The organism is Gordonia sp. NB41Y, assembly GCF_030718915.1.
GTDB lineage: Bacteria > Actinomycetota > Actinomycetes > Mycobacteriales > Mycobacteriaceae > Gordonia > Gordonia desulfuricans.
Genome location: NZ_CP132196.1, coordinates 716443 through 741550, shown reverse-complemented (window position 1 = coordinate 741550; position 25108 = coordinate 716443). Strand labels below are relative to the sequence as shown.

At 64.2% G+C, this 25108-nt stretch carries 16 protein-coding genes, 1 tRNA gene and 1 pseudogene; 11 read left to right on the top strand and 7 right to left on the bottom strand.

Annotation, left to right across the window (positions count from 1 at the left end):
* Positions 1-1344 precede the first annotated feature (1344 nt).
* Both Q9K23_RS03105 and Q9K23_RS03100 read left to right on the top strand, forming a co-directional pair.
* On the top strand, positions 1345-2556 hold the full coding sequence (locus tag Q9K23_RS03105; RefSeq protein ID WP_261978020.1) for an alpha/beta fold hydrolase: 1212 nt from the start codon (positions 1345-1347) through the stop codon (positions 2554-2556).
* On the top strand, positions 2553-4013 hold the full coding sequence (locus Q9K23_RS03100; RefSeq protein ID WP_020789711.1) for an MFS transporter: 1461 nt from the start codon (positions 2553-2555) through the stop codon (positions 4011-4013). Before Q9K23_RS03105 ends, Q9K23_RS03100 begins: the two co-directional genes overlap by 4 nt.
* Before the next feature lie 358 nt (positions 4014-4371).
* On the opposite strand, the gene Q9K23_RS03095 is transcribed toward Q9K23_RS03100, so the two are convergent.
* The 6 genes from Q9K23_RS03095 to Q9K23_RS03070 form a co-directional block, all read right to left on the bottom strand.
* Positions 4372-4444, bottom strand: a tRNA-Arg gene (locus tag Q9K23_RS03095).
* Positions 4445-4616: 172 nt separating this feature from the next.
* Positions 4617-5387, bottom strand: a complete 771-nt coding sequence (locus Q9K23_RS03090; protein ID WP_020789709.1) for an oxygenase MpaB family protein — start codon at positions 5385-5387, stop codon at positions 4617-4619.
* A gap of 168 nt (positions 5388-5555) precedes the next feature.
* Positions 5556-6497: a 3-carboxyethylcatechol 2,3-dioxygenase gene (locus Q9K23_RS03085; protein WP_020789715.1), complete on the bottom strand. Its 942-nt coding sequence runs from the start codon at positions 6495-6497 to the stop codon at positions 5556-5558.
* A gap of 17 nt (positions 6498-6514) precedes the next feature.
* Positions 6515-7393: an alpha/beta fold hydrolase gene (locus tag Q9K23_RS03080; RefSeq protein ID WP_020789712.1), complete on the bottom strand. Its 879-nt coding sequence runs from the start codon at positions 7391-7393 to the stop codon at positions 6515-6517.
* A 12-nt stretch (positions 7394-7405) separates the two neighbouring features.
* Complete coding sequence (locus Q9K23_RS03075) at positions 7406-9127, bottom strand: bifunctional 3-(3-hydroxy-phenyl)propionate/3-hydroxycinnamic acid hydroxylase (protein ID WP_053777949.1); 1722 nt, start codon at positions 9125-9127, stop codon at positions 7406-7408.
* A gap of 311 nt (positions 9128-9438) precedes the next feature.
* Positions 9439-10167, bottom strand: a complete 729-nt coding sequence (locus tag Q9K23_RS03070) for a helix-turn-helix domain-containing protein (protein ID WP_261978021.1) — start codon at positions 10165-10167, stop codon at positions 9439-9441.
* A gap of 323 nt (positions 10168-10490) precedes the next feature.
* Here Q9K23_RS03070 and Q9K23_RS03065 point away from each other — a divergent pair, with 323 nt between their 5' ends.
* From Q9K23_RS03065 to istB, 5 genes and pseudogenes are all read left to right on the top strand, one after another.
* On the top strand, positions 10491-11927 hold the full coding sequence (locus Q9K23_RS03065; RefSeq protein ID WP_020790016.1) for an MFS transporter: 1437 nt from the start codon (positions 10491-10493) through the stop codon (positions 11925-11927).
* A gap of 483 nt (positions 11928-12410) precedes the next feature.
* Positions 12411-13499: an IS630 family transposase gene (locus Q9K23_RS03060; RefSeq protein ID WP_305950385.1), complete on the top strand. Its 1089-nt coding sequence runs from the start codon at positions 12411-12413 to the stop codon at positions 13497-13499.
* Between the two features lie 70 nt (positions 13500-13569).
* Positions 13570-14642: pseudogene (locus Q9K23_RS03055) on the top strand (IS630 family transposase).
* Positions 14643-14849: 207 nt separating this feature from the next.
* The gene (locus Q9K23_RS03050) at positions 14850-16208 is read left to right on the top strand and encodes an IS21 family transposase (RefSeq protein ID WP_305950384.1); all 1359 of its coding nucleotides are present in this window, start codon (positions 14850-14852) and stop codon (positions 16206-16208) included.
* Positions 16205-17062, top strand: coding sequence for an IS21-like element helper ATPase IstB (istB, locus tag Q9K23_RS03045; protein WP_020790650.1), 858 nt, complete (start codon positions 16205-16207; stop codon positions 17060-17062). Before Q9K23_RS03050 ends, istB begins: the two co-directional genes overlap by 4 nt.
* Positions 17063-17121: 59 nt before the next feature.
* Here the strand turns inward: istB and Q9K23_RS03040 are convergent, their stop codons facing one another.
* Positions 17122-17631, bottom strand: a complete 510-nt coding sequence (locus tag Q9K23_RS03040) for a hypothetical protein (RefSeq protein ID WP_152972826.1) — start codon at positions 17629-17631, stop codon at positions 17122-17124.
* 453 nt (positions 17632-18084) lie between these two features.
* Between Q9K23_RS03040 and Q9K23_RS03035 the strand changes: the two genes are divergently transcribed.
* From Q9K23_RS03035 to Q9K23_RS03020, 4 genes are all read left to right on the top strand, one after another.
* Positions 18085-18381: a hypothetical protein gene (locus Q9K23_RS03035; RefSeq protein ID WP_020794450.1), complete on the top strand. Its 297-nt coding sequence runs from the start codon at positions 18085-18087 to the stop codon at positions 18379-18381.
* Positions 18382-18477: 96 nt separating this feature from the next.
* Positions 18478-20667: a site-specific DNA-methyltransferase gene (locus tag Q9K23_RS03030; protein WP_053777959.1), complete on the top strand. Its 2190-nt coding sequence runs from the start codon at positions 18478-18480 to the stop codon at positions 20665-20667.
* Positions 20664-23201: a DEAD/DEAH box helicase family protein gene (locus Q9K23_RS03025; protein WP_053777957.1), complete on the top strand. Its 2538-nt coding sequence runs from the start codon at positions 20664-20666 to the stop codon at positions 23199-23201. The genes Q9K23_RS03030 and Q9K23_RS03025 overlap by 4 nt, the downstream gene beginning before the upstream one ends.
* A 771-nt stretch (positions 23202-23972) precedes the next feature.
* On the top strand, positions 23973-25019 hold the full coding sequence (locus Q9K23_RS03020; RefSeq protein ID WP_020791791.1) for a hypothetical protein: 1047 nt from the start codon (positions 23973-23975) through the stop codon (positions 25017-25019).
* Positions 25020-25108 lie beyond the last annotated feature (89 nt).

Genomic DNA, 25108 nt, shown 5'->3' with positions numbered 1-25108 from the left:
GCCGGCCGACGCGCTGCCACCTGCGCAACGGCTGCTCGTCGATCGAATCCGCAGCGCGACCGGACAATTCGACGTCAGTCCGGACGACCGCGCCGACCTCGACCGCATCTGTCGCGCCATGGGTGGCCTCCCGCTGGGAGTGGAGCTGGCCGCCGCTCGCTGCGCCACCTACGCACTCGCGGAGGTGGCCGATCAGCTCGGCACCGAGGTGCCCGAACCTGTGACACGGGCATTCGAGCTGGCCGTCGCGGCGATGGATGACGAACTGTTCGATCGTTTCCTGCGACTCACCGCGCTGCGCAATCCGTTCACCCCGGCCCTCGCCCGCGCGGTGTGCGGTCCGTCGATCGCCGACGACCTCGAGGAGTTCACCCGTCGTTCGCTGTTGTGGCCGATTCGGGGAAACCGTCACCGTCCTACGCGTTTCACCATCTTGAGGACCGTTGCCGATCACGCGCACGCCGGCCACCCGGGTCGCGCCGAGGCCGGACTGGCCGCGCGCGACGCCGCGATCATCGAGTTGCTGACCGCGACTCCGATGGCCGTGACGGCGCACTCGGCACGCGACCTCGCCCGCGTCGACGACGACCACAGCACCGTCATGGCGTTCCTGGAATCGATCGTGACCGACCCCGCCCTGCTCGATTCGCACATCGACCTCCTCGAACGGCTCGGCGCGTACTGGTATTTCCGGCAACGGCTGGCCGACGGAATCCGGGTCCTGCGGATGGCGTCGGCCACCGTCGCCGGCGGGGCATGCAGTCCGCGCACTGCGGCCATGGTCGAACTGGCTCTGGGTTCGGCACTCGCCTTCAGTCAACTCACCGACGACGCGCACCGGCACCTGACGTCGCACACCCCCGAGGAACTCGAGGCGCTCATCGTTCCCGGCGACCGGGACCCGAACACGCATGCCGTCCGCCTCGCACTGGCGTCGCTGGCGGCGTGGACCGGTGACAACCACGCTGTCGCAACCGATTTTGCCGAGCAGGCGGCCCCGACCATCGCGGGCCGCGACGACGACATCGCGGCAACGGTCTTCGCTGCACAGGCATTGTGTGCGGTGATCGCCGGGCAGTTCGCGTCGGCACTCGACCACGCGCACACCGCGCTCGCGCTCGGCACCGAACGCGGCGACCCGCTCGCCACCCATCTCGCCGCCGTGATGCTGGGTATCGCGGCGCTCTTCGAGGGCGACTCCAGGATGGGTCTGCGCTGGAACGATCAGGCGTTCCGCGCCTATCTGGACTGCGGCGGCATCCAGATCTGCGACACGGTCGAGCAGCGTGGAAACCATCTGTCTGCGGCCGGCGAGATCGGGCGGGCGGGCCGGGCATTCGCGGTGTGCAGTTCGGCCGAACCCTGGCCGCAGCGGCCGTCGGCGCCGCCGATCTCGGCGAGGCGTACACGACGTCCCGCGAGATCGGCGGCAGGTACAACCCGCAACGGTGGTACGAGCGGTGGTCGACCCGCGCCGAGTCGGTGCGTGACGCCGCGGAACAGGCACATGTCGCAGGACACCTGGTGACCGCCCACCAGTGCTACCTGCGGGCCTCGGAGTACTACCGGCAGGCCTACTTCTACCTCCGCACCGACCTGGACGACGAGCGGCTCCGCGACTCCTACCAGGCTCACTGCCAGACCTTCGCGCGGGCGATGGACCTGTTGGGCCACACGGCCAGTCCGATCGTCGCCACCGAGGTGGCCATCCCCTTCACCACATCCGACCGGCGCATCGACATCCACGGCTGGCTGTTCCGGCCGGCCGCCGACGATCGTCCGCGGCCCACCGTCGTCATGCCGTGTGGATACGATTCGACCGCCGAATCGGGGTGGGGCTTCGCGCAGGGCGCATTGGCCCGCGGTTACAACGTCCTGTCCGTCGAGGGCCCCGGACAGGGCTCGACCCTCATCGTCGACCATGTGTACTTCCGCTCCGACTACGAGACCGTGCTGTCGCAGATCCTCGATTGGCTCGTCACCGTGCCGGGCGTCGACAACCGGCGACTCGTCGCCGTGGGACGATCGTTCGCCGGCTACCTGGTTCCGCGGGGCGTCGCCGGGGAATCCCGCATCGCCGCAATGATCTGCGATCCCGCCCAGCCCGACATGGGCGCCAAGATCCCCGCCGGCTGGAAGGGACGTATCGCGGCCCCGCTGATGACCGCACTGAGCCGGGTCAGCCGCGAACGCGCCGACTTCTTCGGCTCTCGTATGGCCTGCCACGGGGTGCGCACCATCGCCGAGTACTTCCGCGAGCTCACATCGTTCACCATGATCGATCGGGCAAGCGAAATTCGCTGTCCCACGATGATCGTCGAGTCCGCCGGTGACCCGGTCGGCGGGCAGGGTGAGGCACTGTTCGCCGCTCTCACCGTCGAGAACAAGCGACTCTTCGCCCCCGACCCGAGCACGGGCATCTCCGGACACTGCGGTGGCCTGGGCCAGCGGGTCTGGGATGACGTCGTCTACGACTGGCTCGACGGAGTCCTCGCCGACCGCATCGGAATCCCGGCATCGGGGCTCTCCACCGATCCGATCGGTGGCCGTCGGTGAGCACCGCAACAGGTGCGGTGCAACGCACCGCACAGCTCGCCGGCAACCGCTGGCTGACGCTGTTCGCGATGACCGGCGCACTGTCGATGATCATGCTCGACCAGACAGTCGTCACGGTGGCGTTGCCGTCGATGACCCGCGATCTCGGGCTGTCGCCGTCGGGCCAGCAATGGGTGGTCAACGCCCATGTTCTCGCGATGGCCGCCTGCGTCGCGCTCGGTGGCAAACTCGGCGACCGACTGGGGCCGGTGACGTGCTTCTGCCTGGGTGTCATCACGTTCTTCGTCGCCTCCGTGTTCTGCGGGATCGCACCGGCCGGTGGCGGTGAGATCTGGATTCTGGCCGCACGCGCTGCGCAGGGAGTCGGCGCTGCACTGATGATGCCGGTGTCGGCGAAGATCGTGATGGATGCCCTTCCGATCAGCGGACGCGGTCGGGCCATGGCCGTCTATGCCGGTGTCTCGCAGATCTTTCTGGCGATAGGCCCACTGATCGGCGGGGCGCTCACCGAGTGGATCAGCTGGCGTGCGGTGTTCTGGCTCAACGTTCCGGTCGGTGTCCTCGCGCTCGTTCTCGTCGCGGTCGCCCGGCCGGCCAACGGACGCGACCGCGATGCGCACGTCAGTCTCGGTGCCGCCGTCACGCTCGTCTCGGGACTGCTGCTCACCGTGTTGGCCATCCAGCAGGGCAGTACCTGGCATTGGAGTTCACCGGCCACACTGGTGCCGCTGATCAGCGGACTGACCATCATCGGGGTATTCGTTGTCTCTCAATGGCGCTCGGCCACACCGCTGGTCGCGGTCCGGTTGTTCGCGCGCCGCGCATTCGTGGCGAATCTCATCACCCTCGGTCTCGTCCAGTTCTCGTTGCTCGCCGCGATCTTGTTCTCCACGTTGTATCTGCAGGATCTGCTGCACATGAGCCCGATGAAGGCCGGCGTCGCCGCGCTGCCGTTGATCCTGCCGATCACCGTCGCCGCGCAACTCGGCGGCCGCTGGTACGACCGCCGCGGCGACCGCCCACCGGTGATCACGGGCCTCGCGACAGCGACCATCGGCATGGCCTGCTGGGCCGCATCACTTCCGCATCTCGACTACGCGCTGCAGGTGCCGGGCATGGTCATCACCGGCTTCGGGCTCGGACTGTTGTTCTCGCCGACAAACACTGACGCGCTCTCGCGCGTGAGCGCAGCCGAACGGAGTCAGGCATCGGGCATCGTGCAGACCATCCGTCAGCTGGGCGGCACCCTGGGCGTCGCGGTGATCGGGTCGGTCGTGATGGGTGTCGATCACCAGGTGACGCACAGTCCGCTCCCGCAGCATGCGGCCGACGCGATCACCGTCGGCTTCTGGGTTGCCACCGCGGTCTTCGTTCTCGCGCTCGTCTGCGCCGTTGCGCTGCTGTCGAAGGACCGGATCACCGCGGCCGCCGATGGCGGTGCAGAGCCCGCCGTGTGACCGACGGAGAAGGCCTTCTCACCCGGACACGGACTCCGCGTGGAGATCTCCTCGAGCAGCTTTCCTCGGTGCGCGCAATCTGAAACACCCGGTCAGGCAGATCGACCGGCCGCGCGTCGGTCGCGCGGGCCCGCTGGTGCGATCACCCGGCCCGCACGACGAGGATCGCCGTCCGTCTGTGAGGACTACCGAAAAACGTTCAGGAACTCGTCCTCGGGATTCTCGGCTCTGTGCGCTGGGGACCACGACGGGTCGTCGGCGAGGACACGGCCGGACCCGGAGGTCGGCAGGGATGTGACGGTGCGCCCTCCGGGATGCCACTCGAACTCAGTGGGCGCACTCCGGCCGGAGGTGACGGTGCCCCCGGCTGGACTCGAACCAGCAACCACCGGATTAGAAGGCCGATGCTCTATCCATTGAGCTACGGAGGCGCGCTGAGACCTGGTGTGGTGCTCGGCCTCGCGAGTATATCCGCCGACAGGTGGCGGGTTGTCACGGGATCGGTGACCGTCCCCTCAGCGGCACCGATCCCGCGCCCACCCAGCATGGACCACCGTCGGGCCGATGTGACGACGTGAACGAGATCTGTGGACAACCTCGGCGTCAGTTGTCCGGGTCGTGTCGGGCGGCCGGGATCAGCATGGCGTGCCGCCCGATGAGTGTGGCCAGCAGCGTGGTTCGGAAGGTGAACGCCCGCAACGACATCCGGTCCGATCGGCTCACCTCGACGCCGAGTAGCTCGCATGCGCGGGGATGCAGTAGGGCGCGTACTGCGCCCGACGGAACCCGGGCGGGATACCAGGTGTTCGGGTTGAGGGCGCGCTCGCGCAGGCTGTCGCTGTCGGGGGAGGTGCGGAGTCGGGTGGCGCAGTAGTCGTCGAACCACTCGACGAACTCGCGGTATGTGGTGGGCATGATGCGTGCGGAGATGTCGTACTTGGCATACCAGCGGCAGCAGTCGCGGTAGAGCAGGTCGCGCTCGTCGGCGTCGAGCCGGTGATCGAAGGTGTCCACCGCGGTGAACAGGGTGTCGACGTAGGTCGCGTGCTGAAAGAAGAACAGGTCCGGGTCGAGGGCGTGGTACCGGTCGCCGAAGCCGTCGACGCCCTTCACGTGGGCATGCGCGGTACGGATGACCGACGTCAGATCCCGGTTGCTGTAGGCGATGTAGATCATCTCCGACACCGCACGCTGCTTGTGGGTCCAGAGTCCGCGCGGCACATGGGCGACGAGGCCTGCGGCGTTACCCGGGTGCAGGATCTGCAGGGTGAGTGCCCGGGGGAGTGCGTAGGCGAACCGGCGGTCGCCGAGGTACCGGTAGACCAGCGGCATGTCGACGTGCCGCGTCGGCAACCGTGTGGCGTCCTGACTCATCGCACCAACCCCCCGATTCTGGATACATCCGTGATCAGATTAGCTGCCGGGGGTGGAAAGGTCACGTGAGATGGCCGTGGGGCACGGTGTGCGATGCACCGCAGACGAGTGTGGCCCCGGCTGGTCGAGCCGGGGCCACACTCAAATGTCGTACGGGCAGAGGGTCGCTCAGCGCAGGACGGCGGTGGTGACGGCGAATCCGGCGATGTACTCGCGGATCGGCCGGTAGAACTCGTAGGTGACGTCGTACTCGCCGCAGGCGCTCAGTGCGGAGTAAGCGGCCACCCAGGTGCGCACCTCGTGGGACGAGTGCCCGGCGGTGGCGTCCATGTCGTCGGCGGTGTAGGCGTCGAAGCCCTCCACCTTGCCCGACGAGCACACCTTCAGGAACGCCCGGTCCCAGTCGGGGTTGAGGTCCATGATGTCGGCCTCGCCCGCGGCGAACTTGCGTGCGGTCTCGATGGTGTTGGCCTGACGCTGGGCGCGGAACTCGGCCGACGGATGCCTTCCGGCGGTGAGGAACTCACGCTGGGCGTCGTTGGCGGTGGCGAACTGCGGTACCGGCGGGTCGTGGGAGAGGCCGCCGGAGCCGAGGAACAGCACGCGCTTGTCCTGACCCGCGAAGAACTCGCCGACGGCCTGACCGAACTTGCGCACCCGGGACACGGGCACGAAGGGCCGGGCGACGGAGTTGACGAAGATCGGCAGCACCGGCCGCGCGGCGGCGTTGCCGTCGTGCAGGATCTCCATCGGCTGCACCGCACCGTGGTCGACCTCCATGCGGCGCGAGATCGCCAGATCGATCTCACGATCGATCACGAACTGTGCGAGTTCCTCGGCGAGCTGCTCGGGGACGTCGAGGTCACCGGCGAAGGAGTCGTAGTCCCCGGTTCCGTGGGCGCGGTAGCCCACACAGAACGGCGGCATCAGGTCGTAGAAGAACCCGTTGTAGTGATCGGGCCCGAAGTTGACGACCAGTTCGGGATCGAAGTCGCGCACAAAGGTGCGTGCCTGCTCGAACGATGCCTGCACCGCGTCGACGACCTCGGCCGGCGGGTCGGCGTGTTCGAGCAACGGGCTGTGCGACATACACAACAGTGCCTGGGTCATGACGAGTCTCCTTCGACTCAGCGGTTGCCGGCGTGCCGCGCGAGGTAGCTGCCGACGACCTGATTGAACTCCGCGGACCGCTCGACCTGCGACCAGTGACCGCACTGACTGAAGATGTGCGCGTCGGCGTGGGGGATCACGTTGAGCAGTTCCCAGGTCCGCGACACCGGGATCACGACATCCTGCGCGCCGTGGATCAACAGAACCGGGATATCCAGGCGCGCAAGCACATCGAAGTCCAGCGGCAGATCGTAGCGGTCACGGTCACGGGCGGCGACGACGTCGGCGAGCCGATCGGAGGCGGTGTCGTTGAGTGCCGACTGGTAGCGCAGCGAGACCAGCTGGTCGGTCACCAGGCTCTTGTCGACGACGAACATCTCCAGCGTGTTGCGGATGCCCTCTTCGGTGAGCGTGGGGTTGGAGTGGCCCTTGAGTGCACCGGTCAGCTTGGCGCCGCCGGTACCCATCGAGATGACGCCGAGCAGACGCTCGGGGAAGTCGATGGCGAACTGGAAGGCCAGCCAGCCGCCGAGGGAGTTGCCGACGATCCAGGTCTTCTCGATGCCCAGGGCGTCGAGGACGCGCACCGCGTGACGCACCCATTCCTTGATGCCGTAGGCGGTGCCGTCGGCGACGACCGACTGGCCGTAGCCGATCGAGTCGATCGCGATGCAGCGGCCGTGGGCGCTCAGCTCGGGCAGGTTGAGCCACCAGTTCGCGGCCGCGGTGACACCGGTGCCGGAGCCGTGCAGGAACAGGATCGGGGTGCCCTCACCGAGCTCGTGGTAGTGGGTCAGCTCGCCGTCGGCGGTCTGCAGCCACTTGTCCTCGAGACCGAAGAACGCATCGGTCGTGTACTCGGGGATGGGGATGGGGGTGGTGATGGAGGTGGACATGAGAAATCTCCTTCAGTGGACGAGGGCGGGCTCGGCGGGGGCGGTCGCGGACCGGCCGGTGAACGACATCGCCCGGAGGATCGCGTCCAGGGTGGCCGGACCGTGCTGGTTCAGGCAGGCACCGGCGACGAAGCGGTCGGGACGCAGGAAGATCATCGGGGTGGGCCGGTCGTCGAACCACTTCTTGACCTGGCCGGTGTGATCACCGAGCACCAGCACGCCGTCGGTCATGTGCTGCTGGGCCCACTCCCGCTGGGTCTCCGGGACGATCGACACCAGGCGGGCGCCGAGGGCGGAGAGCTTGTCGAGCGAGGCCTGCGGCAGCACGTCGGTGGGGTCGTTGCCCCAGACGACCACCGACCACCAGTTGCCGATCGCGTCGTCGAGCAGCACGTTCTCGGCGGCGGGGGTGTTGACCCGCGGCTGCGGGAACTGCACGCCGACCGGGGAGACGGTGGTGTTGGCGGTGCGCACCGGGATGATCCGGCTGGTGATCGACGCCGCGGCACTGCCGGACACCTGCGTCGAGGGGTCGGCCAGCACGCCGCGGGTGTAGCGCGGCATCGGCTTGAAACGCATATCCGCGAAGTAGCTCTTGACCTGCGGGAACAGGTTGAGCACCGACGACGCCGCGTCACGGGCCGCCGCGGCGAGCGGATTGGTCACCTTGATGAACCGACCGAAGGTGAGCGACAGGTCGACCATCGCCTTCGAGTGTTCCTTGCGCTCGTCGGTGTAGGTGTCGAGCAGGGCGTCACCGGCCTGACCCGACAGCACCGCGGCGAGCTTCCAGCCGAGGTTGGTGGCATCGCGCATACCGGAGTTCCAGCCCTGGCCCATCCACACCGGCATCAGGTGCGCGGCGTCGCCGGCGACGATCTGACGGCCCTTGCGGAAGCTCGAGGCCACCCGACCGTGGTGGGTGAACACGCGGCGACGGATGAACTCCAGGTTGGCGGGGTCCGGAACATGTTCGGCGAGAAGCTTGTTGACGAATACCGGATCGGTGACCTGTTCCTCGGTCTCGTCGTCGTGGAGCATGAACTCCCAGCGGCGCACCGCGTGCGGCAGGCCGATGGAGACGTAGGGGCGCTTCGGGTCGGCGCCGAGGAAGACGTTGGGGGTGCCCAGCGGGTCGTTGTTGACGTCGACGACCAGCCAGCGGGTCGACGGGGACTCACCCTCGAACGAGACACCCAGGCGCTTGCGCGTGGGGGACTTGCCGCCCTCGCAGCCGACCAGGTAGCGGGCGCGGAAGCGCTCCTCGGTGATCTGTCCGTCGGCGCCGGTGACCAATGCGACGGCGGTCACCGAGTCGGCGTCCTCCACCACGTCCTCGACGCGGTGACCGAACAGCACGCGGACATTCTCGTAGCGGGCGAGACCGTCGAACAGTGCGCGGTCGACCTCGGGCTGGATGAAGCCGTGCTTGCGCTCCCAGCCGAACTCGAGGGTCTGCGGGTTGTTGACCAGGATGACCTTCCCGGCACCGTTGACGAGCCGCATGATGTGCTGCGGATTCGTATGGGGGCGAACGGTTTCCACCAGACCGACGGTCTGGATGGTGCGGAAGGACTCGTCGTCGAGCCCCACGCCGCGCGGGTAGTCGATGAGGTCATCGAGCGCCTCGAGCAGGGTGACCGAATGGCCGTACATGCCGAGGATGTTCGCCAGCATCAGGCCGACCGGGCCTGCGCCGACGATGATGACGTCGCTGTCGTGGGTGGTGCTCATGGGTTCCTTACTCCTGAAACCGAACGTGCGAGTCCGTCGACCGCCCCGTGGCCGTACGAACTCGGTGGCCCCTTCCGTCGCTGTTCACATAGTGAGCTGTGGTGATCGGTAGTTGCACGTCTACCGCCACTATGTGAACACGAACACACCCCCTCCTGTCAAGCTCGCCGGGGTGATCCGACGGCGGGACAATCGCGCACGAACGCCCGCGACCCGCACCGCCTTCGGGGGCGGTGCGGGTCGCGGGTGGGGTGATGTGTGGTGGTGTCGCGCCGTATCGACGCAGGTCGGTCCCGGATCGGGCCGGATGGTCAGCGAGTGTGACGGCTCAGTTGGGCAGCGGTCGCCAGGGTTGCGTCGATGCAGGTGTCGATCAGTTCACGCGAGGCGCTGATGATCGTCAGGCAGGCCGGCGGTTCGTTCTCGGCATGGGCCAGCGGCACACCGAGCCCCCAATATCCCTGCATCACCTCGCCGTAGCTCACCACGTATCCGGTACGTCGGCCCTCGGTGACCCGTGGATCCTCACCGGGACGGGGTGGCAGGGCTGTGAGCAGCGCATATCCCGCCGCGCCGTGGTCGAGCGGATGGCGCCCGCCCTCGCGGAACGAGACGCGGACGGCCGAGTTCGACGGCTCGGCGACCATCACCGCGACCGCGTCGTCGGTCTCGGCGACGAACAGGGCGACGCTCGCGTCGAGGCGATCGGCGAGTTCCTGCATCGGGCCCGCGGCCACTTCGCGCAGGCTCGAATACACCGTGCGGGCCAGCGCCGCGAGTCCTCCGCCGGCCCGGAATCGGCCGTCGGGACCGCGGTTGATCAGGCGGAAGTCGGCGATCGTCGCCAGTAGTCGGGTGGCGATGCTGCGGTGCACTCCGAGGCGCTCGGCCACGTCCTGAATGGTCAGTCCACCAGGGGAATTCGCCACCAGCTCCAACGCGGTGAGGCCGCGTGCGAGCGTCTGGGTGCCGGCTGCCCGCGCGGGTGCCGCGGAGGTCGGTGGGGTCGGATCGCCCGACGTCGTTTCGATGGAGGCCACGGCCACAGCTTAAGGTGACATTGTGCACATGGCGTGTGATCGGCTGTGTCGCGCGGTGAGCCGGGAGGATGTTGACATATTCCGTGAGCGCTGTCACCCTTGTGCATCACGAGCGCATCGAAGCCCCGTCGGCGCCTCGACTCTCACTTCGTCCACCTCTGACTTCCGGAGTTCACGCCCGGTCGTGACGGTGACGATCCCGTTCATGCGTGACCCGCCTCATGCACCCCTGCGATATCCGTTCGCTGCGACCGGACATGCGGGCAGGAGTGTGCCCTCGTCGAGGGAGTCGGGGAGCGCGTGCTGTGAAAGGCAACCCCCTCATGGATATTCGCGAAGCCATTCGCACCCAGCCGATGCGCCAGTATCAGATCCAGACCATCGTCATCTGCTTCTTGCTGTGCATGGTCGACGGATTCGAGATCCTCATCATGGCGTTCGTGGCGCCCCACCTCAGTGACGACTGGAACCTGTCGTCGGTGGAGGTCGGCTATCTGCTCAGCGCCGGGCTGATCGGTACGGCGGTGGGCGCCTTCGCGCTCTCGCCGCTGGCCGACCGGTACGGTCGCCGGCCGATGACCATCGCCTGTCTCGTCGTGATCACCATCGGCATGGCGCTGTCGACGATCGCCGCCGACCCCGGTCAGCTGATCGCGTTCCGCGCCTTCGCCGGCCTGGGTATCGGTGGTCTCGTCGCCAACCTCAACATCCTGGTGTCGGAGAACAGCAGTGACCGCCGGCGCGGCCTGGCGCTCGGACTCTACGGTGCCGGCCTGCCCGGCGGTGTGGCCCTCGGTGGCGCCATCTCGGGCGTGCTGATCTCGCAGTTCGGGTGGCGTTCGGCCTTCCTGTTCGGAACCATCGTCACCGCCATCCTGCTCGTCGTCGTCATCCGGGCGATGCCCGAATCGATCGAGTTCCTCGTCGACAAGCGCCCGAAGAATGCGCTGGCAAAGTACAACGCCATCGCGGGCAAGCTCGGATACGAACCGGCGCAAGAGCTTCCGGAGCCGGTTGCGGCCAAGAACGTGCGTGGTGTGAAAGGCGGTCTGTTCGCCGGCATCATGCGGCGCCGCACCATCATGCTGTGGATCGGCTACTCCTGCCTGATGGCGTCGTTCTACTTCGTCAACACCTGGACCCCCAAGCTGCTGACCGACGCCACCGGCGACTCGGGCATGGGCACCACCGCGGGTGTGCTGATCAACGTCGGCGGCGTGATCGGCGCGCTGATCTTCGCCTCGCTCACGCTGATCCTGCGCCCGCGCATCGTCAACACCCTGCTGCTGCTCGGCGGCGCGATCGTCTTCGTCGCCTACGCCAACGGATTCGAGATCGTCGCGCTGGGCATGGTGCTCGCGGTGTTCGTCGGACTGACGGCCAACGGCGGTGTCGCCGGGTTCTATGCGATCAGCCCGTCGGTCTACCCTGCGGCCGTCCGCGGCACCGGGGTGGGTCTGATGATCGGTATCGGACGACTCGTGTCGATCGTCGCCCCGATCGTCACCGGCTACCTCCTCGGCGCCGGCTGGACCCCGCAGGGCCTCTATGTCCTGTTCGGTGCGGTGCTCGTCGTCGCGGCCGTCTTCATGTTCGGACTCGACCGCAGCTACCGCGGACGCAGCGAGAACCCGGAGACCCCCGACGCCCCGGCCACACAAGTCTCAGTAGGCTTCACGTACAAGTTGGGCGAGACTGCACATGATCGGAAGTGGCGCGTGCTGCGTCTCGGGTCTTGTCGTAGTCGGGCCAGCCCGTGAACTTGTGTGCCCGGTGCGTTGTGGACGAGGGGAGTTTCCGGGGTAGCCGTGCCACTCCTGCCAACACGGTGACACCGCCGCGTTTGATCCGGTTTAGTCGCGCGCCCGGTGAGTGGACCGATTGGAACCACTCGATGAGAAGGTCAATCAGGTGCTCCATCTCGGGATCGTCGCGGAAGTGATCGACCAGGGCGATCAACTCGCGTGGGTTCACACTGGTGGCCGGATCGAGCAGTTTGGCTACGACTGTGCGCTGGCCGGTCAGTGACTTCACGACGTAGTTGATTCCCCGTTCCCGATCCTCGCCCGTCACCAGTTCGCGCACGTCCACATCTGCGGCACTGACAATTCCTGCGGACTCGATAGCCGGGGCCGAAGTCGGCAACCAGATGATCGCGTGCAGATTCGGCCACCACCGCGCCGAGTTGCCGCTAGTGGTGTGTCTCGCAAATAACCGTCTACATGTTGCGTACAATTCTCTGTATGAGTGGGCGAGCTGCGGCACCGTTGCCGTTGACCGATGGTGAGCGCGAGACGTTGGAGAGGTTGACCCGCAGCCAGCGGGTTCCGCATCAGCAGGTGCTGCAGGCCAGGGTGTTGTTGCTGGCCTCGGACGGGGTCGCCAACATCCGGATTGCCGAGGAGGTTGGGGTCCGCGCGGCCACGGTGCGGGCCTGGCGGAGCCGGTTCGGCGAGGACGGTTTGGCCGGTCTGGGTGTGATTCGCAAGGGTCGGGGTCGACGGTCGTCGATCAGCGCGGAGACGGTCGCCGAGATCGTACGGTTGACCACGACCACGACACCGCCGGGGCAGACGCATTGGTCGTGTCGGACGATGGCGCAGCGAGTGGGGGTGAGTTCTTCTACAGTGCAACGGATTTGGTCGGATCTTGACGTGAAACCGCATCGAGTCGACACGTTCAAGGTATCCAATGACCCCCGATTCGAGGAGAAGCTGATCGATGTGGTCGGGTTGTATCTGAACCCGCCGGAGAAGGCGATCGTGCTCTGTATGGATGAAAAGTCCCAGATCCAGGCATTGGACCGGACCCAAGCGTCGCTGCCGATGGTTGCCGGTCGCGCCGGGACCATGACCCACGACTACAAACGCAATGGCACGACCACCTTGTTCGCTGCGTTGGACGTGCTCACCGGTACCGTGATCGGCCAGTGCCTGTCGCGTCACCGGCACGAGGAGTTCATCACGTTCCTCAACACCATCGACCGTCAGGTCCCGGCCGGGTTGCAGGTGCATCTGATCCTGGACAACTACGCCACCCATAAACACCCGAACGTGCAGAAATGGAGGAAGCGGCACACGCGGTTTCATTTCCATTTCACCCCGACCTCATCATCGTGGCTCAACCAGGTAGAGCGCTGGTTCCGCGAGCTGACCGACAAGAACCTCCGCCGCGGGATCTTCCCCAGCGTGCCCGAGCTGATCGCCAGTATCGAGTCATACATGAACGCACACAACGACAATCCGAAGCCCTACATTTGGACCGCCACCGCCGAATCCATCCTCGCCAAAGTTGCCCGCGCACGCGCAACACTCGAACAAGTAGCCAACTAATTCAGAGACACACCACTAGTGGTTCGTGTCGTTAGTTCCTAAATTCTTGTGGATTTGTGAGAATTACCGCATGGCGAATTCTCCGGCCCCAGCATTGATCCTTCGGGATGGTGATCGGGATGTGTTGTTGTCGTGGACGCGTGCCACGACGATCTCTTCGGGCCTGGCGTTGCGTGCCCGGATCGTGTTGCTGGCCGCTGACGGGCTCGCGAACGCACCGATCGCGGACGCAACCGCAACGACCACGACAACGGTATGGAAGTGGCGTAAACGCTATATCCAGCAAGGCATATGCGGTCTCGACGATGCCCCTCGGACCGGGACCCCGACATGTCGATCCCGAACGGATCATCACCACAACTCTGAAGCCACCACCGAAGAAGTACGGGGTCACCCACTGGTCCTCACGGTTGCTGGCCGAGCACCTCGGTATCGGTAACGCCACGGTGGCCCGGGCATGGCGGGCCTACGGGGTACAACCCTGGCGAGCCGAGACATTCAAGTTCTCCACCGACCCGGAGTTGGTAGCCAAGGTCACCGACGTGGTCGGGGGAGTATCTGGCCCCACCAGACAATGCGATCGTGCTGTGTGTGGACGAGAAAAGCCAGATCCAAGCGTTGGACCGGACCGCCCCCATGCTGCCGGTCCGGCCCGGTGATGTGGAACGACGTACCCATGACTACAAGCGTCACGGGACGACGACGTTGTTCGCCGCGTTGGAGATCGCGACCGGACAAGTCACCGCAGCAGTCAAGCCGAAACACCGGCGCCAGGAGTTCCTGTCGTTCCTCCGGCAGATCGACCGCGCCTACCCTGACCAGGAACTGCACGTGGTCATGGACAACTACGCCACCCACAAGACCCCCGAAGTACGGGCCTGGCTACAGGCGCACCCGAGGTTCCACACCCATTTCACCCCGACTTCGGGTTCCTGGCTCAACCTGGTCGAGGTGTGGTTCGCGATCATCGACCGGCAAGCGATCCGCCGCGGCATCTTCACCAGCGTCACCGACCTCAACGCCAAGATCCGGCAATTCATCACCGGCTGGAACAATCGGAAACACCCATTCGTCTGGACCAAGACCGCCGATGAAATCCTGAAAAAGGCCAACCGTCAAACAATTTCAGAAACGAACCACTAGCGAACTTCACCGGGGTTTCCAGGACGTGCCCGAGGTACCGGCCACCGTGGGGACGGATCGAGTCAAGGACATCATGACGGCGCTCATCGAAATTCCCCAGTGATGCTCATCTGAATTCCCCACCCGTGTGGCTCCGCCAGAGTAGGCGGGCCTCCCGGGATGCTGATGGTCTCTGACCACTCACCAGCACACGGGAGGCCCGCTTTCATGGTGACACGGGAGGAAGATGTGGAAGTACATGCTTTGCATAAACGGGGGTGGACGATCTCGGCGATCGCCCGCCATACCGGGCACGACAGGAAGACGATCCGGGCCTACATCAACGGCGATCGCGTTCCGGGTGAGCGCAAGAAGCCGGCGGTCGATCCGTTCGAGCCGTTCGTGGCCTATGTGCGGGCGCGGTTGGTCGAGGATCCGCATTTGTGGTCGCGTACGTTGTGCGACGAGCTCGAGGATCTGGGCTACACGCAGTCGTATCAGACGTTGACCCGCCAGATCCGCCAGCGCGGGCTGCGTCCCCGGTGCGAGGAGTGCGCGCAGGTGACCGAACGCGCGAACGCGGTCATCGATCACCCGCCGGGTGAAGAGACGCAATGGGATTGGGTTGAACTGCCGAACCCTCCTGCGCAATGGGGTTGGGGTGCAACGGTATTCCTGCTTGTCGGGTCGCTGGCGCATTCGGGTCGCTGGCGCGGCTCTCTGGCGCCGGATATGACCCGCCCGCAGGTGATCGCCGGCCTCGACCGCATCACCCGCCGACTCGGTGGTGTCACCAAGAAGTGGCGGTTCGATCGGATGGCCACGGTGTGTCACCCCTCGACCGGGGCGTTGACCGCCGAGTTCGCGGGCGTGGCCAAGCATTACGGCGTGTCGGTGGCCGTGTGCCCACCCCGGCGTGGGAATCGTAAAGGGGTGGTGGAGAAGGCCAATCACACTGCCGCGCAACGGTGGTGGCGCACTCTGCCGGATGAGATGAGTGCGATCGAGGCGCAAGCCAGTTGCGACACGTTCTGCCGGACCCGTTCCGATGTGCGGATGCGGCGCACCAAAGACGGGCGGGCGAACGTGGCCACCGTGGCCGCACGCGAGCCGCTGAGCGCCCCGCCAGCGGCCCCGTATTCCGCCACGGTCACCGAGACCCGGACCGTGTCCCGGCAGGCGCTGGTGGCGTGGCGAGGCAACCAGTACTCGGTGCCCCCAGAACTGGTGATGAGCGAGGTGACTGTCAGTGAACGTCTCGGTGACGGGCACATCGACATTGCCACCGAGTCGGGAATCGTGATCGCCCGCCACCGCCTGGCCCCGGCCGGGGCGGGGGCACAGGTTCGTGACCACGGGCATGTCCTGGCTCTGGATACCTTCGCCAAGGCCGCCACCGCCTCGGCCACCGGGCGGCCGCATCGCCGCAAGGAACGCATCCCACCCGGCCAGACCGCACGCGATGCAGCAGAAGTATTGCGCCACAACAACACAACCAACACCACCACCGACGATTCCGCCGAGACGTCGGTGATCGATCTCAGCGTCTACGAACGCGCCGCACAGAACAGGACCTCCCTTCCATGACCACCACCAACAACTTGACCCGAGTCAGCACGTCCAATACTGTTGAACCGCAACCACAATCAGCGATCTCGGTGTATCAGCAACTGCGTGGGCACCTCGCGGTGCTCAAACTCGACGCCGCCGCCGAAGCATTGCCGCAGGTGTTGCAGACCGCTGGCGAGCAGGACTGGTCGATGACCCAGACCCTCGAGCACCTGCTGGGCATCGAGGTCGATGCGACCGAGGCCCGTCGACTGGCCGGGCGGTTGCGGTTCGCCTGCCTGCCCACCCCGGCCACCCTCGAGGGGTTCGACTACGACGCCGCGCCCGGTGTGGACCGGGCGCTGATCGGCGAACTCCGAACCTGCGCCTACCTCGAGTCAGCGACCAACGTGCTGCTCGTCGGCCCACCCGGGACCGGCAAAACGCACCTGGCCGTCGGGTTGGCCCACGCCGCGGTGCACGCCGGATATCGCACCTATGTGACCACCGCGGCCGACCTCGCCGCCCGCTGCCACAAAGCCGCGATCGAGGGCAGGTGGGCCACCTGCATGCGGTTCTTCGCCGGACCGACTCTGCTGGTGATTGACGAACTTGGCTATCTTCCGTTGCCCGCCGAAGCCGCATCCGCACTATTTCAGGTTGTGGCGCAACGATATTTGAAAACCAGCATCGTCATCACTACCAACCGGTCAGTCGCTGAATGGGGCGAAGTCCTCGGCGACACCACCGTCGCCGCGGCCATGCTCGACCGACTCCTGCACCGCTCAGTCGTACTCAAACTCGACGGCGACTCCTACCGACTCCGCGACCACCACGCCCGCACCCAAAACCAGCGGGCAGCTACCGCGCCGACACGCAGATCGCTACAGTAGGAGCCGCCCACAGGTGGGGAATTTCAGTGAGCACACCTGAGGAATTTTTCTGAGCCTCGTCAATCATGCAGGCCGTTGTAGGCCGTGGCGATCATCGGTGTCAGATCAGCCGAGGTCTGTGATGTGGTGGTGACCAGGTACACGCGGCCATCGGTGAGGTTGTCGAGCAGGGTTCGTATCCCGTCTGCGAGCCGCTGGCCGATTTCGTACCCGTTCGCCGGACAACTCACCTGGCGGCACGAATGGAACTTGGTCAGAGCGGCGCTGGCGTGGATCAGTGGAATGTCATTCCCGAGGTCCACCATTACCGGTTTCTCGGACTTGCAGGAGATGAGGATCATCAGGGCCGAGAGAATCTTCTCAGTGTGCCGGTGAGAGGCACCCCGCGCCAGGTCGCGTGCAAGGTACAGATCATCGAAGTTCTGGTAAGGGTCACTAAACAGACGGCTTGCGATGATTGTCGCGGCAGTCTCCCGAACTCCGGCGCTGAGTTTCCGGGTGGATTTCGGCTGAGGTGAGTCGAGCATTTTCTTGTCTTCCGTGACGGGTGGAAGAGTTATGCCGGTCATTTGCGGGTGACGAGCAGAACTCAGGTTTCGTCTGGAAGATAGGGGGAACGTTCACCCTCGCTGGAACAGTCGGTTTCGGTGGCTGAGTTTGAGGCGGCGCGACTATAATGGAATTGCGGGTGACGGCTTGGAATTTGGTCCGCCAGATTTCCCATCACAGCAGGCCTCGCGGGTTACGAGCATTTCCCGCGTGGCCTGCTTTTCTTTGTCTAGGTATTAACTGTGCACCTCAACGATTCGCCGCCTCTCTGAGCTGCTACCGACGCTCAGTGGTGGCTAATTTCCGAGTATGAGAACCGTAATACCGAAAGAGAATCAGTGATGATTAAGCCGAGGTACCCCGCACTTGCCGTATTCACACTCGCCGCTGTATTGATGGTGACCGGATGTGGATCAGGGGAAGAAGATTCCTCTCCACCCTCACAGCCGACTTCCAGGACGGCCGAATCCGTCATGCCCAAGACCACAACGACCGAGACTCGCTCCACCGACACTTCCACCCCGGAGGAGGTAACCGAGGAGCCGGTGCCGCCAGAGGAGCCGGGTCTTTCCACCGAACCACTGGCCGAGGCTGCACAGCCAGAACTACCCGAAGGCTGCGAGTGGGTTGCCGACAACGTGACCGGCAGGTTGATCGAGTCCTGTCCGTGGACGCCGAGAGGTGACATCGGCTACGACTCCGCTGAGGAACTGATGGAGGCGAACCGGCGCGGGGCTTGTGACGCCATCGGCCAGCCGTATCCCTGCTGACCACCCCACCGACCGGCGCGGCAACTGATGACGCCCTCGACCGGTCCCTTACTGTTCAATCCGACCCAAGAGAGACAGGACGACTTCGTGGCAGGTATGCGGCACTCAGGCGCACTGGAACTGACCTGGACTGACAAGGACAAGGCGCTGCTGTCAGTAGGTGACGGCAAGTACGACTACACGTTCGTCGATCCCGGCGACTACCGGGTGGCCGAGGTCCGGCTGCTCGATGAGATGGCCGAGTACCTGACCGACATCCCCGAGGAACGACCCGACGACCTGCCGTGCCCCACGTTCGACAACCTGCTGATCACCGGCGACGGTATGCACGTCCTGGATTCATTGGCGAAGATTCCCGAGTACGCCGATACCTACCTCGGTCAGGTGAAACTGGTCTACATCGACCCGCCGTTCAATACGGGTAAGGCGTTCGATAACTACGACGACAACATCGACCATTCGATCTGGCTGACCATGCTCAGGGACCGGCTGAATCAGATCAAGCCACTGCTGGCGAAGGATGGGTCAGTCTGGGTTCATCTGGACGACGTGGAGGTTCACCGATGCCGGATGGTGATGGATGAAGTGCTCCGGCCCGACAACTTCGTTGCGGAGGTCGTGTGGCAGAAGGCTGACTCTCCACGGTCAAGTGGTGAGTTCTCTGACGATCACGACATCATTCTCGTATATCGGAGTTCCGAAAAGTTCGAGACAAATCGCTTTCCCCGAAGCGCCGAAGACAATAAGCGATTCACAAACCCAGACAATGATCCGAAGGGGCCGTGGTTTGACGACAATCCAACCGCAAACAAGGGGGATGGGCGAGGGGGAATGTGCTATGCGATTCAGAATCCGCTGACGGGTGAAATGCAATACCCGGGAAACTCTCGGCATTGGAGTCTCAGTCAGGCGGACATTCTCGCCTCGATGAACGAGTGGGCGCCGTATAAATTGGAAGATCTCAACGACGCTCGAAGAAGGGCGGAGATTGAGGGCGTGCCCGTCGAGAGGGTTAAGCAGGGGATAAAGGCAATCGTCCTAGATGTCCCCCTGGACGAGGCTCGCCGCCTTGTCGAACAACGTCGGAACGCGGGTCCGTTGCCGCAATATCTGATCCGCTCGAAGGGCAGTATCGGTAGGAAGATGTATATCCCCACTACTGGGCGGGTGCCGCGAACGTGGTGGTCGAATGATGAGGTCGGACACAATCGCGAGGCGAAGGCTGAGATTAACGCACTCTTTCCAGAGACTAAGGCTTTCGACACCCCCAAGCCCGAACGTCTGCTGCAACGAATCATCCACATCGCTACCGATCCCGGTGACATCGTTCTCGACTGCTTCGCCGGTTCCGGCACCACTGCTGCTGTGGCGCAGAAGATGGGGCGGCGCTGGGTCACCAGCGAACTGCTGCCCGAGACGGTTTCCCGATACACGCTCCCGCGTTTGCAGAAGGTGATCGACGGTGACGACCCCGGAGGTATCACCACCACGACCACCCGTGTCGCTGCTGATGAGGTGGAACTGCCGAACGGGGTGAATCCCGAGGTCGCTCAGGAGTTCACCACCGTCCTCGGCAAGTTCGCCAAGGAAGTCGAGATTCCCCTCGATGTGTTCAAGGCGACCGCGAAGGTCGTTCGCACACAGGGCAAGTCCGATACTCCGGCACTTGATCCCGAGGAGCAGAAGACTCTGCTGCGGCTGCTGGGCAAGGTCGGCAAGGCTGCGGCTTCCAGCGATGACGAAGAGGCGACAATCGACCTCATGCCCGAGGCGCTGCGGGCGATCCGCAAGGCGTCGAAGACTCGTGACGAAGTGACGACGAACTGGCACGGTGGCGGTGGCTTCCGGCACCTGGTGGTCCGCGAATCCATGTTCGTTGAGGAGCAGGGGCGGGTGTTCCTGGCTGATTGGGCTTGCAACGGAGAGTTGACCGAAGCCATGTGTGCTCAGTTGGGAGTGCGGTACCGGCCCGAGGGAATCTTCGCCGCCTCCCAGGGCAAGACGTTCTACGTCATCGTTGATGGTTTGGTGCGCGCCTCCACCATCGCTTCGATCACTGATCTTCTCCCCGAGGGAAAGGTCGTTTCAGTGTGGGCTACCCAGGTCGATCCCGAGGCTGCTGACGCGCTCAGGACGGCCCGGAAAGGTTCGACCCTCCACACCATCCCGGCCTCGGTCCTGGACCGCTACAGGCGCTCCCAGGCCACCCGTTCCCCGTTCCGGCGTGAGGCGGTTCGACCCGCGCCCAACACCACCCCGGCTCCCGCCGAAGGAGAGACCCGATGACCTACCCGAGCCTGGCAGACACCGATCTTGTCGCAGAAATCAGCGCGCGTCTGGACATGAGGGAGCCGAACCGCGCGGCTCTGGAATCGGTGGCCCTGGCGACCTCGCGCCATTTCGATGTAGAGCACGAGCCGCCACCGTTCGAGTGTGTCGTGGATTCGGCTACCGGCGTGGGCAAGACCTATGTGATGGCGGGATTGATCGAATACTTCTCGCAGATCGAGACACCGGTGCGAAACTTCCTGATCCTGGCACCGGGCCGGACCATCCGCGATAAGACCATCGACAACTTCACCCCCGGTCACCGTAAGTCACTGACCGGCTCGATGGTCTCGCGCCCGTACCTCGTCACTGCTGACAACTTCAAGTCACCGGCAACGGTCGCGGCGATGGCCGACACCACGAAGGTCAAACTCTTCGTCTTCTCGGTTCAGGCGCTCACCTCGAAGACTGGCGATGGCCGAGCCACCCATGAGTTCCAGGAGACTTTGGGCGGCTCCCTGTACAAGCACCTGGCCGACCTTGAAGACCTGGTGATCCTGGCCGACGAGTCCCACTGCTACCGGTCGCCAGCGTTCGCCAAGACCATTACCGACCTCACGCCCGAGGTGGTGATCGGGATGACCGCAACGCCGCTTCGGAAGGAGGAGCCGCTGGTGGTCTACCGGTACCCGCTCGCCAAGGCTATCGAGGACAAGTTCGTCAAGACTCCCGTCCTGGTGGCTCGTCACGATGACCGCAAAGACTCCGCTACCAAACTCCTTGACGGAGTGACGCTGCTGCGTTGTAAGGCCGACATCGCTCGTGCGTATTGCGAAGAGAACGACCTGCCTACGGTCAATCCCGTCATGCTGGTGATCGCAGAGAATACGAAGGCTGCTGACGAGTTCCGGGACATCCTCGATTCCGAGAGTTTCGACAACGGTGCCTGGATCGACAAGACCTTACTAGTCCACTCGAATCTCACCGGGGACGAGAAGGAAGACGCGCTCGCAGCACTGGACGCGGTGGAAGACCCGGATTCTCTGGTGCGGATCATTATCAGCGTCGGCATGTTGAAGGAAGGCTGGGACGTGAAGAACGTCTGGGTCATCGCGTCTATGCGTCCGTCCATCTCGTCGGTGTTGACCGAACAGACGCTTGGGCGCGGTATGAGGTTGCCGTTCGGTTCCTACACCGGGGTGAAGTTCCTCGACTCGCTGGAAGTGCTCGCCCACGAGCGGTACGAGGAAATCTTGAAGAAGCGTGAGTCTCTGAACGAGGAGTTCGTGGACTATGCGGTGTGGATGAGCAGTCGCACCGACGCCGAAGGCAACACGATCATCGACAGGAACCAGACCGATCCGGTCACACCGCCGATCTTCCCTCCGTCAGGCGGAGACAGCACTGGGGGACAGGCGAATCCTGAGCCGGCTCCGGTTTCAGGGGATGACGACGAAGACTTCCTTACCCCTACCGATCCAGGGACACCCTCCGAACCAGTCGCCGTGAAGCCCCTGGAAGAGGTGACCGCCGAAGCCGAGCGTCAGGCACGCGAAGCGGCAGAGAAGCAGTCGCGCGTTCACCTGGTGATCGCTGAACGCGAGACGATCATGTTGCCGTATGTGGACCAGAGGGTCACCTCCCCGGAAGTCACCCTCAACCAGATCACCGACCTCGCCCCGTTCACCAAACTCGGGTCGGACATTGGAGTCTCGGCCTCGGGCGACTTGAAGCGGACACGGTTGGAAGCAACGGACGGGAAACTGACTGGGGTGGGCGACGACTATCAGGTCCGTGCGGGTCGCCTCGACATCCCGTTGAAGACCACCCGCGAAGACCTCATCACCGCGATCCTCAATACGCCGGGAGTTCCAAGCAAGCCGACTGAACTCGGTGCGGCGAGAGGTCTCGCTGACGCGGTGATCGAAGGAATGGGTGAGAACGCGGGAGCGTACCTGTCGGCTTACCTTGACAGTGCGAAGCAACGCACCTCCCGTCTGGTGCGCGAGACGTTGCTCAATGCGGCCACTCAGGGCGTGGCATACGAGGACCAGGTACTCACCGCCTCGCTCGACTCCCCGCGCAAGATCACCAAGAAACATGTGGGGTGCGACCGTGCGACGTTCGACCGTGCTCTCGCCTATGAGGGATGGAAGCGATCCTTGTATCCGGCAGCGACGTTCCACTCCTCTCCTGAGTACAAGACCGCTCAGGTGATCGACAATGCCGAGGAAGTCATCGTCTGGGCGCGACTGCACACCAACGATGTGCCGATCCGCTGGACCCGCGAGGGAAAGAACTACAACCCGGATTTCGTGGTGATTGAAGAGGTCGAAGGTAAGCGGTGCGCGTGGCTTGTCGAAGTCAAGTCCGACAAGGACGCTCCGACTGCCGAAGTCCAGGGGAAGCGAAAAGCCGCGAAGGTCTGGGCGAATATCGTCAACCACTCCGACGCCACCCCTGACACCACGTGGGGTTATCTGCTCCTCACGGAGACTGACATCAATCAGTCGCACGAATCCTGGCCCCGGATGAAAGCGCTGGGGTCGTAGACAGAAGTCGCGGGCGAGCCAGCGATCCTGGGCGGGTGCGCGGAAAAGTGGTCACCCCCACCGCTCGTGGTGGTGGCAGCAACTGGGTGTGGGGGATTTTAGTCCTAACCCCTGACTTGGGATTATGGCATGATAGAACCATTTTAATTCCCCAATCCCAGCAAACTGCCAAAATGCCACATCTTTTTCAAAGGAAAACTAACCCTGTGATTCACAGCGAATCCTCAGAAATAGTATCACTCACTCCGTTCCCAACACCATCCCCGAGTATCCACTCCCAATGAATCATTACCTATCTCATCCTTCGATAGCTAACCGGTATCATTAGTTTTCCTACCATCCGAAATGATGATTCATTCCGTTCACCTCCGAGGACACCTATCAGAGGGATACTATCCCCGGTCACTACGTTCCCTCAATGGATAGTATCCCTCTGATAGGTATCCTCTACGGTTCACTTCATGAATCATCATTCTGTTTTTTCTTTCCCCTGGCTATCGCCAGTGGATTGCTACTACCGGGAAATCTAGTAAGGGGAGATGTGTAACTTTTCCCCTTACTAGATTTCCCGGTAGTAGCACATGGGTGGGGGTCTGGGGGAGGGCGGCGCGAACGGACGGGGCGGTGACCAGGGGGTTTAAGTAATCTCTCAGGAGAGGTTCGATTGGGGATGTGGTGGAAAGGGGGTGGTGAGAAAATCTGTTTGGAAAATCCCCCACTCCCAACCCCACCACCCAGCACGCGGCGCGGGCGGGTCTACCTGCCGGTTTAATGGCTCGCTCGCTGTCGCCAGTCGCCGGATACGATCTGCTGATTGTGGGATCGAGAAAATCGAATCAGAACAAGAAGGTGCGGGAACAGAAGGCGCGGGAGAAGGCACGACGTGAGACTCGTCGTGCTGGTTCGCGCCGGGTTGACGAACTCGCTCAGGCACGTGCGGTTCTGACGCGCGCACTTGTGCCATCACGTGAGCGCATTGATAGCCGCGTTGAGGACGCGCGCGTGTTCGAGCGGTGGCGTGTCGCTCCGTCGCCACCCGAGGATGGCTCTTCGTTGACGCTTGATGATTCCGGTGAATGGTCGGGCGAGGTGTGCGAACTCGTGTCGGATTCGGTCGTGTTCGACCATGCGTTGTTCCCCGCGATGGCTGCTGCCGAGAACCTGACCACGGTTGTTGCGGCGGTGGACGAATGGGACGGCACCGGGGATGTGCGGAGTGTGTCGGTGGTGACGTTGTGCCGCGCGGTGATGGAAGCGGCGGCTCGCACGATCTGGCTGCTGTCGAGCGAAGACCGCGATGAAAGACGCGCTCGCGCACTGCGGGTCACTAAGGATGAGATGGTCCGGCAGAAGAAGTTCGCTGAGGCGTTGGCTACCAGTGAAGGCACAGAGGATCGCGCGGCAGGCTTGGCTAGGTGCATGAAGGTTCTCGATGTGCTCGATGTTCAGGGTGTCCGGGGCGCGTTGAAGATGGAGCAGATGATCGACTACGCAGCGGCGTGGGTTGACGAGACTGCACCCAACCGGGAGAACCGCCCGATGTCTGAGCACGTCAAGGCGATGTACTCGATCACCTCGGGAGTGGCCCACGGTCACACCTGGCCGACGCGGTACCTCGATGGGACGACTTCGCTCTTCAACGTCATCGCTGACTGTCTCTATGTCGCGGTGACCTTGCTCAGTGGTGCGGTTGTCCTCTACGAGGCGCAGGCCAGCGCGACCGGGAACATCAGTTCAAAGTGTCCGGCGACCTTGCGGGACGCGGCGCGTGCGACATACCCGAAGTACGCCGCGCCCGGTGCGGATGGTGGGCAGTGACACTCGGTAGGCTGACCTCATGCGATCCGCGCTGGTGCTGAACACCTCTGCGCTGGCCGACTTGTACTCGAAGACGTACTGCACTTGTA

What these genes read in the sequence shown, in the direction of transcription:
- Q9K23_RS03020 (WP_020791791.1), top strand. Translation starts at nt 23,973, where the DNA reads ATGGCTCGCTCGCTGTCGCCAGTCGCCGGATACGATCTGCTGATTGTG.
- Q9K23_RS03080 (WP_020789712.1), bottom strand. Translation starts at nt 7,393, where the DNA reads ATGTCCACCTCCATCACCACCCCCATCCCCATCCCCGAGTACACGACC.
- Q9K23_RS03075 (WP_053777949.1), bottom strand. Translation starts at nt 9,127, where the DNA reads ATGAGCACCACCCACGACAGCGACGTCATCATCGTCGGCGCAGGCCCG.
- Q9K23_RS03065 (WP_020790016.1), top strand. Translation starts at nt 10,491, where the DNA reads ATGGATATTCGCGAAGCCATTCGCACCCAGCCGATGCGCCAGTATCAG.
- Q9K23_RS03030 (WP_053777959.1), top strand. Translation starts at nt 18,478, where the DNA reads ATGCGGCACTCAGGCGCACTGGAACTGACCTGGACTGACAAGGACAAG.
- Q9K23_RS03040 (WP_152972826.1), bottom strand. Translation starts at nt 17,631, where the DNA reads ATGACCGGCATAACTCTTCCACCCGTCACGGAAGACAAGAAAATGCTC.
- Q9K23_RS03085 (WP_020789715.1), bottom strand. Translation starts at nt 6,497, where the DNA reads ATGACCCAGGCACTGTTGTGTATGTCGCACAGCCCGTTGCTCGAACAC.
- Q9K23_RS03035 (WP_020794450.1), top strand. Translation starts at nt 18,085, where the DNA reads ATGCCCAAGACCACAACGACCGAGACTCGCTCCACCGACACTTCCACC.
- Q9K23_RS03090 (WP_020789709.1), bottom strand. Translation starts at nt 5,387, where the DNA reads ATGAGTCAGGACGCCACACGGTTGCCGACGCGGCACGTCGACATGCCG.
- Q9K23_RS03050 (WP_305950384.1), top strand. Translation starts at nt 14,850, where the DNA reads ATGGTGACACGGGAGGAAGATGTGGAAGTACATGCTTTGCATAAACGG.
- Q9K23_RS03060 (WP_305950385.1), top strand. Translation starts at nt 12,411, where the DNA reads ATGAGTGGGCGAGCTGCGGCACCGTTGCCGTTGACCGATGGTGAGCGC.
- Q9K23_RS03025 (WP_053777957.1), top strand. Translation starts at nt 20,664, where the DNA reads ATGACCTACCCGAGCCTGGCAGACACCGATCTTGTCGCAGAAATCAGC.
- istB (WP_020790650.1), top strand. Translation starts at nt 16,205, where the DNA reads ATGACCACCACCAACAACTTGACCCGAGTCAGCACGTCCAATACTGTT.